Source organism: Faecalibacterium sp. Marseille-P9590, from assembly GCF_017377665.1.
Taxonomy (GTDB): Bacteria; Bacillota; Clostridia; order Oscillospirales; family Ruminococcaceae; genus Faecalibacterium.
Genome location: NZ_JAFREF010000005.1, coordinates 1 through 12,957, shown reverse-complemented (window position 1 = coordinate 12,957; position 12,957 = coordinate 1). Strand labels below are relative to the sequence as shown.

The 12,957-nt window shown below is 60.4% G+C and carries 9 protein-coding genes; 3 read left to right on the top strand and 6 right to left on the bottom strand.

Features of this window, described 5'->3' with window-relative positions:
- Positions 1-156: 156 nt before the first annotated feature.
- From J3349_RS07460 to glgB, 5 genes are all read right to left on the bottom strand, one after another.
- Positions 157-2,193, bottom strand: coding sequence for an ABC transporter substrate-binding protein (locus J3349_RS07460; RefSeq protein ID WP_242699569.1), 2,037 nt, complete (start codon positions 2,191-2,193; stop codon positions 157-159).
- A 197-nt stretch (positions 2,194-2,390) separates the two neighbouring features.
- Entirely contained in the window at positions 2,391-3,695 is a 1,305-nt protein-coding gene (locus J3349_RS07455) for a 4Fe-4S dicluster domain-containing protein (RefSeq protein ID WP_207676967.1), read from the bottom strand.
- Positions 3,696-3,702: 7 nt separating this feature from the next.
- Positions 3,703-4,680, bottom strand: a complete 978-nt coding sequence (gene tig / locus J3349_RS07450) for a trigger factor (RefSeq protein ID WP_207676966.1) — start codon at positions 4,678-4,680, stop codon at positions 3,703-3,705.
- 99 nt (positions 4,681-4,779) lie between these two features.
- Positions 4,780-6,702, bottom strand: a complete 1,923-nt coding sequence (locus J3349_RS07445; RefSeq protein ID WP_207676965.1) for a hypothetical protein — start codon at positions 6,700-6,702, stop codon at positions 4,780-4,782.
- 159 nt (positions 6,703-6,861) lie between these two features.
- On the bottom strand, positions 6,862-8,826 hold the full coding sequence (glgB, locus tag J3349_RS07440; RefSeq protein ID WP_207676964.1) for a 1,4-alpha-glucan branching protein GlgB: 1,965 nt from the start codon (positions 8,824-8,826) through the stop codon (positions 6,862-6,864).
- Positions 8,827-9,009: 183 nt separating this feature from the next.
- On the opposite strand from glgB, the gene J3349_RS07435 reads away from it, so the two are divergent.
- From J3349_RS07435 to J3349_RS07425, 3 genes are all read left to right on the top strand, one after another.
- A complete protein-coding gene (locus tag J3349_RS07435) occupies positions 9,010-10,368 on the top strand; it encodes an alpha-amylase family glycosyl hydrolase (RefSeq protein ID WP_207676963.1) in 1,359 nt (452 codons plus the stop codon).
- A gap of 18 nt (positions 10,369-10,386) precedes the next feature.
- Positions 10,387-10,908 (top strand): transcription repressor NadR, encoded by a 522-nt coding sequence (locus tag J3349_RS07430; protein ID WP_149794362.1) that lies wholly within the window; start codon positions 10,387-10,389, stop codon positions 10,906-10,908.
- Between the two features lie 99 nt (positions 10,909-11,007).
- The gene (locus J3349_RS07425; protein ID WP_207676962.1) at positions 11,008-11,550 is read left to right on the top strand and encodes a TetR/AcrR family transcriptional regulator; all 543 of its coding nucleotides are present in this window, start codon (positions 11,008-11,010) and stop codon (positions 11,548-11,550) included.
- 52 nt (positions 11,551-11,602) lie between these two features.
- On the opposite strand, the gene pepT is transcribed toward J3349_RS07425, so the two are convergent.
- Positions 11,603-12,820 (bottom strand): peptidase T, encoded by a 1,218-nt coding sequence (pepT, locus tag J3349_RS07420; protein WP_158395040.1) that lies wholly within the window; start codon positions 12,818-12,820, stop codon positions 11,603-11,605.
- Positions 12,821-12,957: the final 137 nt, after the last annotated feature.

Sequence of the window (12,957 nt, the reverse complement as noted above, 5' to 3'; positions counted from 1 at the left end):
TGTCGGATAGGAATAGAATACAACAAAAAACCACTTTTGGAAAGTGATTTAGCAAAGTTCGTTACAAAAATTCATGTAAGAAGCTTCAGAAACGAAAAGCTCTCCGCTTTCCCGTGGGAAAACGGAGAGCTTTGGAGCGGACAGACTCAAAAAGTCTTAGCGGGCGTCGCGATTGGCCTCGTACTCGCTCATGGAGATGTAGTGGTCGAGGACGTGGATGCCCTTCAGACGCTTGTTGGAGAAGCCGGTGGAAGCGTACTGGCCCTCCCAGTAGTTCAGACGGGTGGCAATGTAGGCCGGGATGCTCATGCCCATGGGGACGACGAGGGCATTGTTGATGAGGGAAGCCTCGGCGTTGGCGAAGGCATCGTAGCGGGCATTGATGTCGTCGGTGATCTTGACAGCCTCTTCGATGGCCTTCATGTAGTTCATGACGGCGTCCGCGGTGTCGCCGGTGATGAAGCCGTCCTCGACGCCGGTGCGCAGGAAGGCGTAGCGGCTGCCGCGTGCGCCCTCGGCCTGATAGAAGGGGTCGGTCTCGGTCTGGGGGTCGGAGTAGTCAGCGCCCCAGTTGCACTGCAGGAAAGCAAACTTGCCGTTGCGGCGGACGCTGGACAGGAAGCTGTCGGAGGGGCCGGCAGTGATGATGATGTCGATGAAATCGAAACCGTCGTTCAGCACACCCTCGAGCTGCTGCTTGAACACCTGGCACTGCTTGTCCCAGTCGGTGGAAGAGGGATTGTAGGGCATCTGCACCTTGATGGGGAAGGTCACACCAGCAGCGGTCAGCTCCGGGATGGCAGCGTCGCGGTACTCCTTGGCCTTCGCCTCGTCGAAGAACTCGGTGATGTTGGCCAGGTCGCCGCACTTGAGGTAGTCCACGCCGTCAGCGTTGGCACAGAAGCTGGGGGGCGTGATGGTGTTCAGCTTGTAGTTGTCGTAGCCCTCGGGTGCCTTGACGGCCAGCGTGACAGAGTTGTTGATGCCGTAGAGGAAGGACTTGCGGAAGTTGGTGTTGTTGATGGCCTTGGCCCAGTTCTCCGGCTCATACTCAGCGTCCATGCCCTCCACGCTCCAGTTGGAGAACTCGTGGGAGAAGGGCATGAAGTTGAACATATAGAAGTAAGTGTAGTTGGTGTTGGGGCGGTCCATGGACACCATGTCCTTGGTGGTGTCGTCGGACAGCCAGCTGTCGAGGATGTCGGAACCGATGGTGGCCTCGTCGATCTCGCCGCGCTTGATCATTTCGGGGCCGTTGACGCTGGCCTCGGCGTTGTAGATGCGGCTGATGGTGTCGATGAAGACGTTGTCAGCGTCGTAGTTCTCGGGGTTCTTCTTCATGACCCAGGTCTCCAGAGACTCGTAGGCGGCCAGATAGAAGGCACCGCAGCTGTAGGTGGTCTCTGCGCTGGTAGCAAACTGGTCGCCGGTCTCTTCCAGCAGCGGGCCGTAAGCGGGCTCGTAGGGCAGATAGCACAGCAGGCTCAGGAAGCCCGGGAAGTCGTAGGTCAGGGTGTAGGTCAGGGTGTGGTCATCCACAGCGGTGACACCCACGGCGTCGAAGTCCACCGGTGCGTAGGTGGCGGGGTCAGAGTCGGGGGCAGTCACGGTGACGACGCCGCTGCCGTCCACGGTGTAGGTGGTGCCGTCATCGTCCACGACGCCGGTGTTGGCGTTGTTCAGATAGAGGTGGTAGTTGTAGTAGTCGTCAGCGCCTGCGATGTAAGCAGTGACGAGGCCCACGTTGGAGGCAGCGTAGTCCGGGGTCAGGACGTACTTCAGAGCGTCCACGAAGTCCTGTGCGGTGACGGGGGCCACGACCTCGCCGTTGCAGTCCACCCAGTTCTCCTCACGCAGATGGAACGTCCAGGTCAGGGTGTCGGCATCCCAGTCCCAGCTGGTGGCCAGGCCTTCGCGCATGACGCCCTTGTTGTCGTACTCGACCAGCGTATCCACGCAGTTTGCGCCCACGACCATCTCAAGGTCAGTGCCGGTGGTCAGGTAGTTCAGGGTAGCGGGCTGGCTGTCGTACAGGATGGTGTAGCTGGAGCCGGAACCGGAAGAGGCTGCGCCGGAAGCGCTGCCGGAGGAAGAGCCGCCGCAGCCAGTCAGAAGGCCGGCTGCGCAGGCACCGGCGGCTGCCAGGCCGCTGGCCTTCAGGAACTGACGGCGGGAGATGGAAGTGTTCATCATAAATTCCCTCTTTTCTTGTTTTTGCTGTACAAAGGACAGCATCGCGTTGTGCGGTGTCCGCTGTTTCCCGGCAACGGACAAATGGACCGTTTTTTATGAAAAAAGAGCAACGGAAATCCATCCGTTACTCCTTTGTAACAGTCCCGGCCACCAAACAGTGTGGTCATGACTGAGTATAGCATTGATTTGCGGCCGCGTCAATCCTTTTCGGGTGCAGATGCTGTTTCTGCAACAGAAACAGCTGTTGCCGCCGCAGCGGCAGGTGCGGCAGAGACAGGAACCGCTGCCGTTTCGGCTGCGGCGGTACCGGAAGCATTTGCGGCATTTTCAGCGGCCAGCTCTGCGGCAGCGGCCTTTGCCGCCTCCTCCGCTGCCTTGCGGGCCTCGCGCTCGGCGATCCGCTCCTTGGCGCGGGCTGCGGCCTCCTCCTGACGCTGTTTGGTGCGGCGCTTGATGCGGCAGACCGAGCAGATGCCCTCGGAGCTGTTCGGCGCGATGGGCTTGCCGCAGTCGGCGCAGAGGGTCTTGCTGCATTTGTAGACGCTCACCGGGCCGAGGGTGGTGAGCTGGCGGAGCTTCATGCCGTCGATGCCGCTGTTGGAGCAGGCCGCGACGCAGACGCCGCACTCGCTGCACTTCCAGGGTGTGACGACCACGCGGGTCTGGCCGTCGGGCATATCCTCGAGCTTGAGTGCGCCGGAGCGGCAGGCTTTTTCGCACTTGCCGCAGCCGAAGCACTTCTGGGTGAAGTTCGGCAGATACCAGCCGTAGCGCAGCGGCGTCTCGGAAGCAGCCTTAAGCTGCTTTGTCCGCTGGTGGAGCATGAGGCGGAAGTCGGCGGCGCTGTCCTCCTCGCTGCGCAGGCCGGGCAGCATCTGCAGCAGCTTCTTGGTGCCGGCGCGGGAGCCCTCGGTCATGTGGGAGAACATCTCCCGGCGGCTCAGCTCCTGTACATGGTAAGGCGCTTCGTCCTGCTCATAGGCCAGCGTGACCCGGCTCTCGAAGAGCTGGGGGCCGAGGAACTCCACCAGACGGGTCAGCTCCTTTCGGAGCTGGGCGGCGCAGACGTCGTTCTCGCACTCACCGCAGGGAGTCAGGTCGAGGACCAGCTTCTTGTTCAGAGCCAGATAGGCCAGCGCTTCCCACGAGAAGGAGGCGATGCAGGTGCGGACGGTGGTGTTCTTGCGGGTGCTCTTCTCGCAGCCCAGCCAGAGGGTGTCGTTGTCGGTATCAGCCAGCGAGGTGTCCCGCTGTACCTGCTCCGGCGAAGGGACGATGCAGCCCGAGCGGCAGGCAGATACGCAGAGGCCGCAGTCGGTGCAGGGGTCCCAGTCTTTAACGAGGTTGGGGCGGGTGAAGATGGCATCGCCGTAGGGGCAGATGTCCTTGCAGGCCGTGCAGGGGGTGCGGTGGGGGTGGAGATTCCAGCACTGACGGCGGATGACCTCGGGGTGGGAGGTCTTCATCAGGGCGTCCATTGCATAACGGGTAAACAGACCCATAGCGGTATCACTCCTTTTCGGGGGCATCGGTCACGGTGGTGACCTGTGCGTTGTCCAGCAGGAAGCGCTGCACTTTCTTTGCGGCCAGCGCGGCGGCGATGGTATCCTCGGGCAGGGCTTTCCGGATCTCAGCCTCGGGGGTGTCCTGCAGCTGGGACAGGCGGCGGTACTCGGCGTTGACTTCCTCGGGGTGGACGACGATGTTCTCTGCCTCGGCGATGGCACGGGCTGCCAGCACGAAGCGGATACGGCTCTCGGCCTGTGCGCGGTAGTCCTTCTCGAGAGCTTCCGGAGTGGTGCGGCTGTTCTTGCAGTGCTGCTCGAGGGTGATGCCGCTGCGGGAGAGACGCTCTTTCAGCAGCTTCATTTCGTTTTGGGCGGTGCGGTCGAGAATTTCGGCGGGCAGGTCCACGGCCATGTTGGCACCGGCCATGTCCAGCAGCTGCTTTCCGGCGGCGCGGTCAGCCCCTTCCTCGTGGATCTTCTGCTTTTTGGCGCGAAGGTCAGCCTTCAGCGCATCGAGGGAGTCGAAGCCCAGACTCTTGGCGAAAGCCTCATCCGGTGCGGGCGTGACTTTCTCGGCCAGAGAGCGGAGCTCGATCTCGAACTGTGCGGTCTTGCCGGACAGCTCCGGCAGGCGGAAGTCCTGCGGGTAAGTAAAGTCGAAGCGGAACACCTCGCCGGCACGGTGGCCGTAGATGGCCTGCTCGGCGGCGGGCATCAGCTTGCCGTCGCCCAGCACGACCATGACCTTCTCCATCCGGCTGTCGGGGATCTCCTTGCCGTCCATGTAGCCGGCAAAGTCCAGCAGGGCGCGGAAGCCGCGCTTGGCAGGTTCGGTGGTGGGGTGGTAGACGGCGTGCATCCGGGCCTGGTGGACAAGCTCGATGTCCACGGTCTTGTCGGTGACGGGGCGGACGTGACGGGTGACAGCCAGGCCCTTGTACTGGCCCAGCTTCACTTCAGGCGTGTTCTTCTTATCCATAGTGGCGTACTCCTTATGACGTAAGCAGGCCGGCAGGCGGCGCTGCAGGTTTTATAGCAATCAATCGAATTATACACGTTTTCGGCAGAAAGGGCAAGCTCACAGCCCGTGAGCGGTGAGCCAGGCTTCGGCCACCTGGGAGAACATTTCAGGGTACTGGGCGTCTTCCTCAGCGAAAGCGCTCAGATAATATTCCACTTCCTCCCGGGTGGGGGCAGCGGTGCGCTTCCAGATGGTGAAGGTGGTGCCGTTGCCCATGTCAAAGCTTTTTTCAAAGGTGAAATACTGGTCCCGCACCGCCAGAAAACAGTCGTTGAGCTTGATGGACATCTCGCCGCTGCCGACGTAAGTCTGGGGGAAGGGCTCGCAGGTGATAACGTATTTGGCCTCGAAGAACTGCATGGGGAAGTTGTGGGTGCCGGGGACCGAGAAGCCGAAGGCCAGCTTGTCGTTGATGGGGGCGTCCGGCAGGCGGCAGTTCTTGAAGTGGTCGGGGTTGTAGAGCATATCGTGGGGGATCATGTAGCACAGCTCCCCCTCATCGCAGTGGGTGTCGATCCAGTCGGCGATGGCCCGGATCTGGCCGATGTCCTTCCTATCGTAGATGAGCTTGTCCAGCGAGATGAAATACTGGGTGGCCGGAATTTGAATCGGGAAATGCTCGATGACGAAACCCGGCATGGCCAGCGTAGTCAGCGGCGAACACCGCACTGACATGGACAGCACCAGCACGAAGGCCCAGCACCCCAGCTTGAGGTTCCGGCGGCGCGTGATGCCCTCGGCCAGCGCGGCGGCACCCAGCAGAAAGAGAATGAAGTATCCCGGCAGGAAGAGCAGAAACTGATGGGAGCCGGTGTTCTGCACTCGGGTGAAGAGCAGGATGCTCACCACCAGCTCACACCCGGCGAGACAGGACAGGGAGGGCGCTCTGTGCTTCGCCGCAAAGGCGAGACCCAGCACCATGAGGAGAATGTTGAACAGGCCCATCCGGCCGATGTGATAGAACGCCTCGAGGGCTAGACCGCCGCCGTTATAATAGGAGTAGCGGCCTGCGTAGTTGTAGGCGAGGATGTGGGACACCATCGGCCAGAGCAGGATGACCATCGCCACGACGGACGCAAGGCCGAAGAGGACGAGGTTTTTGATTCGAACAAGGGCGGCGCTTTTTTCGCCGCCCTTCGCCAACCGCACACAGCCCGCGATGAGCAGCAGCGCGTAAGCGAAGTAGTAGCCCACCACAAAGTAGAGGAACCACCGGCGGGCGAGGATGATGGCGGCAGTGGCCAGGAAGATGAGGCCGAACCGCACCGGCTCCAGCTTGTCGAATCGGAGATCCAGCGTCAGTAGAAGAATCGCAAACGCGAAGATGAGTCCGAACCAGTCCGGCTGGGCCAGCACCGCGCTCATCCGCAGGAAGGGATAAGCCGCCGTGAGCGTCATCCCGAAGAGGAAATAGTACATCCGGTTCTTCACATTCAGGATCTGCCCGACCTTGACGACAAGGCCTGCCAACAGCACCAGCAGGGTCGGCAGGATGCAGAACACCTGACTGAAGGAATAGGCGTCGCCGGTGTGGCTCGTGAGGCAGAATGGGAACTCGGTGAAGAGGGTGATGAAATTGGTGTAGTCGTCGGCCATGGAGCCGAAGATGTATGCGAGGCCCGCGCCTGCACTCTGGGCAAAGGCGGCTTCGGCGTCGTACTGCTTGAGCAGGTAGTTGGCGTAATCCCAGACGTATACAAAGCTCCGGCTCGATAATATCCAGTAAAAATAGACGACAGCCACAGCCCAGATGCCGAAGACGACGGCTTTGTGGAAGAAGTCCAGCTCTGCGCCTGCCACACGGAGAACGCAGAGGGCCAGAACAAAGAGTCCCACGCTGGCCCAGAGACTGAGCAGCGGGAAAAAGAAGGCGCTGGCCGGTGCAAGCAGCCCCAGAAGAGCCAGCAGCACCGCACAGCCGCCCAGACCGACCCCTGCCCATTGCAGAGGCGAGAGCCGGCGAACAGCAGCAGATGGCATAGAAGGATGATTCCTTTCATTTAACTTCCGGAAAATGCAAAACACAACTTTCCATCTAACAGTATAACGGCTCCGTCAAGGCTTGTCCAGCCGCAGACCGCGCCAGAACGCAGAATATCCCGCTGCGTTTTCAGCAGACGGGATATTCTGAAACGAATATTACTTTTTGGAGTTGTATGCAGCGGCATCCGCCTTGGCGTTCTGGGTGCGGGCTGCCTTGCGGCGTGCGGCAGCGGCCCGGCGGGCGCTGGCCTGTGCAGCCTCGGGGCGGGGCGCTTCGGGGGTGATCCGGAACATCCGGCTGCCCATGGCGGGCAGGTCCACGGTGAGGGTGTAGTCCCGGCCATAGACGCCGCCGTCCGAGGTGTGGAGGGTTTTGGGCTTCGATTTGTCCGCACCGCCCCAGCAGGGGGCTTCAGTGTTCAGAAGTTCTTCGGCCCCGGCGGGGAAGCTCAGGTAGAGCGGGAACTTTTTGTGGGCAGTGTTCTGGGTGTTCATAACGCAGAGGATGGTCTGTCCCGCACCCTTGCGCAGCCAGGCGTACACGCCCTCGTCCCGGCTCTCGCTGGCCACCCACTCGAAGCAGCGGGGGTCATACTCGTCCGCGTAGAGGGCGGGCTGGGTGGCGTAAAGGCGGCTCAGAGCGCCGAAATATTTCTGGAATGCATCGTGGAAGGGGTACTTGAGCAGATCCCAGTCCAGCTCCCGCTTTTCGTCCCACTCCCGGAAATGCCCCAGCTCGTTGCCCATAAAGTTCAGCTTTTTGCCCGGGTGCGCATACATATAAAAATAGAGGGTGCGCAGCTGGGCGCATTTTTCTTCGTAGGTGCCCCAGAGCTTGTCGATGACTGTCTTTTTGCCGTGGACGACCTCGTCGTGGCTCAGCGCCAGCAGGTAAAGCTCGTTGTAGAAATAGTGCATACTGAAAATGATCTTCCCGTATGCGTCGGGCCGCTGGCCGAAGGGGGTGGCGAAGTAGTCCAGCGTATCGTGCATCCAGCCCATGTCCCACTTGTAGTCGAAGCCGATGCCATCGTAGCGGGTGGGGGCCGTGACTTTGAGGAAGTTGGTGGAATCTTCGGCCATGTAAACGCCGGTGGGCCAGCGATCGTTCAGGCCGTGGTTGAGGTTCCGCAGGAAGGTGACGGCGCCCTCGTTGACGCCCCGGGCAGGGTCGCCCTGCCAATAGAGGGCGCGGGAGATGGCGTCCATCCGGATGCCGTCGCAGTGGTAGACCTCCATCCAGAGGGCGGCGGCGCTGTTCAGGAAGCTGCACACCTCCCGGCGGTAGTAGTTGAAGTTGCAGGTACCCCACTCGCTGTGGCCCACGTCGCTGTCGTATTCGTAGAGGTGGGTGCCGTCAAAGTTGGCCAGCGCGTCGGCGTTGGCCGCAAAGTGGACGGGGACAAAGTCCATGATGACGCCGATGCCCATCCGGTGGCAGGCGTTGACAAAGGAGGCAAACTGGGACGGGGTGCCGTACCGGCTGGTGACGGCGAAGTAGCCGGTGGTCTGGTAGCCCCAGCTGCCGTCGAAGGGGTGCTCTGCCAGCGGCAGAAGCTCTACATGGGTGAAGTGGTGTTCCAGCAGCCAGGGGATGAGCTCCCGGGCCAGCTCTTCGTAATCGTACCAGCCGTCCGAGCCGTCGGGCTGGGTGGAGTTGGGCTTATGCTTCCAGCTGCCGGCATGGAGTTCGTAGATGTTCATGGGCAGATTACGGCATTTATCCCGCCGCTCCATCCATGCGCTGTCGTCGAAGGAAAAGTCCAGTTTGGTCAGGCGGCTGGCGTTGGCGGGGCGGACTTCGGACGCGAAAGCGTAGGGGTCGGCCCGCATGACCACGCTGCCGTCGGCCCCGTGGATGCGGTATTTGTAGAGCTCCCCCTCGTACAGCCCGGAGACAAAGCCGCTCCACACGCCGGTGTCGGCTTTCTGGAGCGGGATGCCTGCGCCCCAGCCGTCAAAGCCGCCGCAGACCTCCACAGCCGTGGCACCGGGAGCCCAGACTGCAAAGCGCCAGCCCTCTTCGCCGTGGTCACCCTGCCAGGGGTGCGCGCCGAGGATGCGGTAGGCGTCGAAGCAGTCGCCGTTGAAGAAGGATTTGGGGATGGCGGGAAGATTCATACGAAAGACTCCTTTTATCGCAATTTTTACAGAACACGGACGATGGAATATGTAAAATGAGAAATATACAACACTTTTACCACACTTTTGTCGGAAAATGTGCTATACTGAATATGACACAGATGCACTTTTGTCGGAAAAGTGCTCTGCTGTAACTTTTTGAAAACAGGAGCGGTACAGACAATGGCTTGGTATGACAATGCGGTATTCTATCACATCTATCCTCTGGGATTGTGCGGCTGCGCGCATGAAAACGACGGACAGCCTGTCCCCGGGGCTTTCAAAAAGCTGGATGCGTGGGCAGAACACGCGGCAAAGCTTGGCTGTACGGCGATCTATATCGGCCCGCTGTTCGAGAGCGGTTCCCACGGCTATGACACCATCGACTACCGTCTGGTAGACCGGCGTCTCGGCACCAATGAGGAGTTCAGGGAATTTGTCGCCGCCTGCCATGAGCGGGGCCAGAAGGTCATCGTGGATGGCGTGTTCAACCATGTGGGCCGCGATTTCTTCGCGTTCCAGGAGCTGAAGGAGCACCGCGAGAACGCCCGCTACCGCGACTGGTTCTGCGACGTGAATTTCTGGGGCAACAACGAGTACAACGACGGCTTCTCTTACGGCAACTGGGGCGGCTTCAACCTGCTGGTCAAGCTGAACCAGCGCAACCCCGAGGTGCAGAACTACCACTTCGACACCATCCGCTTCTGGGTGGATGAGTTCGATATTGACGGCATCCGTCTGGACGCTGCCGACGTGCTGGACTTCGACTTCATGAAGGGCCTGCGCCGCGTTGCCAACGAGGTGAAGCCCGAGTTCTGGCTGATGGGCGAGGTCATCCATGGCGACTACAGCCGCTGGGCCAACCCGGAGATGCTCCACTCCGTCACCAACTACGAACTGCATAAGGGTCTGTGGAGCGGCCACAACGACCACAACTATTTCGAGATCGCCCATACCATGCGGCGTCTGCAGGGCCTCTGCCACGATACCAGGCTCTATAACTTCTCGGATAACCACGATGTGGAGCGGCTGCCCAATAAACTGCGCAACCGCGACCACATCCGGCATATTGCTCTTCTAGTATATACGCTTTGGGGCATTCCGTCCATCTATTATGGCTCGGAATTTGGCATCGAGGGCAAAAAAGAGTGGGGCAGCGACTGGCCGCTCCGCCCCTGCCTTGAGCTGGCCGACTACACCGACGCCGAGAAGACGAACCCTGTCACCAGCATCTATGCCGCACTGGGCAGGCTGAAAGCGGAGTGTCCCGAGCTGAGCTGGGGCGAGTTCAAGGAGCTGACGCTGACCACCCAGAGCTACGCCTACGCCCGGGTGCTGGACGGCAAGGCTGTCGTGGCGGTGTACAATAACGGTGACAGCCCGGTTTCGATGGAGTTCCAGCTGCCGGTGGAGGCTTCTGGGATCGAAGACCTGCTGGCCGACTGTGTGGGCAGTCAGCCCATCCTGACGCAGGTGGAGTGGGGTAAGCTGAAAGTCCAGCTGCCCTCCAACTACGCCACCCTGCTGCGGCTGGTAGGATAAAAAGGGGGAGTGCGGAAGATGAATGCTGCGCAGCGCAGAAAAGTGATCTTAGAGCGGCTGACGGAGGCTGATGCGCCGCTGAGTGCCAGTGTACTGGCCGGGGAACTGGGGGTCTCGCGGCAGATCGTGGTGGGTGACGTGGCCCTGCTGCGGGCGTCGGGAACTCAAATCGACGCAACGCCCCGGGGTTATCAGCTCCACCCGGCGGCGCGAGGCTACACGGGCATTCTCGCCTGTGTCCACAGCACTGCAGACCAGATGCGGGAGGAGTTGTATACCGTGGTGGACCAGGGCGGCATCGTGGTGGATGTGGCCGTGGAGAACCCGCTTTACGGTGAGCTGCGCGGCAACCTCAACCTCGCCAGCCGGTACGACGTGGATCATTTTATCCAGCAGGCGGCGGATACGCCCGAGTGCCTGCTGAGCCGGATGACCGGCGGTGTGCATCTGCACACCTTGAGCTGCCCCACGCCGGAGGCGTTCCGCCGCATCGAAGCGGCACTGGACGCCAAGGGCCTGCTCTATAAAAAAGAAGAATAAGGGTACTGCTTTCATTGTAAAAAATCCACGGGGTCTTGTCCATCGACGAAAGACGAAAACCGTTGGATAATCAACTAAAACACGGAAGAGGTGGATTTTGTGGACATCCGTATCGCCCGTACCGACCGCGCCATCGAACAGGCTTTCATGGAACTGCGGGAGAAGAACCCTCTGGAAAAAATCAAGATAAAAGACTTGTGTGCGATGGCCTGCATCAACAAATCGACGTTCTATGCCCACTATGAGGACATCTACGCGCTGGCCAATGCACTGGAAAACAAGCTCATCGAGTCTATCCTGGCCAGCGTACCCCGCACCAACGACAGCGTGGCACTGCATCAGGCAGAGACGCTGACGCGGGAGCTGTTCCATGCCTTCATGCAGAACCAGCGGGCCGTGAACATCCTCTTTTCGGGCAGTCGGCAGGGCATCTTCGCCAACAGCATCGAGAAGGGGCTGCGCCAGCGCTTTGAGGAAGCCGACCCGACCTTCGCGGCTGATTTGAACCGGGGCATCCTGCTCTCGTTCTGTGTGCAGGGCTGTTTCTACGCCTTTGCCAACAACAGCAGCCGGATGGACGAGGGCAAGCTGGTGGAGCTGCTGGGAGCCATCGCCAAGGCGGCGCAGAGCATCGAGTTTTAAGAAGCAAAAAATGGCTCCGGCAGATGCCGGAGCCATTTTTTACGATGCGAAGTTATTTAGAATAAAGTTCAACGATATTCAGCAGGATCTCGGTGGCCTTGTCCATCCGCTCGACGGTGGTGCATTCGCAGACGCCGTGGAAGTTGAAGCCGCCGGTGCCGAGGTTGGGGCAGGGCAGACCCTTCCAGCTCAGGACAGCGCCGTCGGTGCCGCCGCGGACGGGGATCTCTTCCGGGGTCAGGCCGGCCTTTTCGATGGCCTTGCGGGCCGTCTCCACAAGGTGGAAGTGGGGCTTGATCTTCTCCAGCATATTGCGGTAGCTGTCCTTGATCTCGACTTCCACCGTGCCGGGGCCGTACTTGCCGTTGAGGTAGCAGGCGATGTGGAGAAGGTTGTCCTTCTTGAACTGCAGCTTGCTGGCGTCGTGGTCGCGGAGGATGTAGCCCAGCTTTGCCTCGGTGACGTCGCCGTACATCTGGCACAGATGGTAGAAGCCCTGATAGCCCTCGGTAGTCTCGGGGCGGGCCATGACGGGCAGGGCCATGTGGAACTCCATTGCCACGTTGGAGGCGTTGATCATAGCGTCCTTGGCGCTGCCGGGGTGGACGGAGAAGCCGTGGATGGTGACAGTGGCAGATGCGGCGTTGAAGTTCTCGTACTCGATGCCGCCCACGTCGCCGCCATCGACGGTGTAGGCGAAGTCTGCGCCGAAGCCCGGGATGTCGAAGAGAGAAGCGCCTTCGCCGATCTCCTCATCGGGGGTAAAGGCGATGCAGAGCTTGCCGTGGGGCAGCTTCTTTTTGATAAGGGTCTCGGCAGCGGTCAGAATCTCAGCGACGCCGGATTTATCGTCAGCGCCCAGCAGGGTGGTGCCGTCGGTGGTGATGAGAGTCTCGCCCTTCAGCTCCTTCAGGAAGGGGAAGGTGGAGGTCTTCATGACCATGCCGGTGCCGGGCAGGGTGACATCGCCGCCGTCGTAGTTCTCGTGGAGGATGGGCTTGACGTTCTCGCCGGAAGCGTCGGGGGCGGTGTCCATGTGGGCGATGAGGCCCAGCGCGGGCTTCTTCTCGCAGCCCTTGGTGGCAGGAATGCTGCCGTAGACGTAGCAGTGCTCGTCCACAAAGGCGTCCTCAATGCCGATGGATTTCATCTCTTCCACCAGCAGGTGGGCGAGGTCGAATTCCCGTGCGGCAGAAGGATGGGTGCCGGACTCGGGGTCCGAGGTGGTGTATACTTTGGCATATTTCAGCAGTCGCTCGTAAGCACGCATAAGTAAGGCTCCTTTGCTTTTTTCTTTATGATACCCTTTTTGAAGGCTTTTTACAAGGGGAGAGTGCTCTTCCATTAAGGCTAATTGTTCTCTTTTGATGTCAAAAGAGAACCAGAAAACCACCAGCGATTTCGACG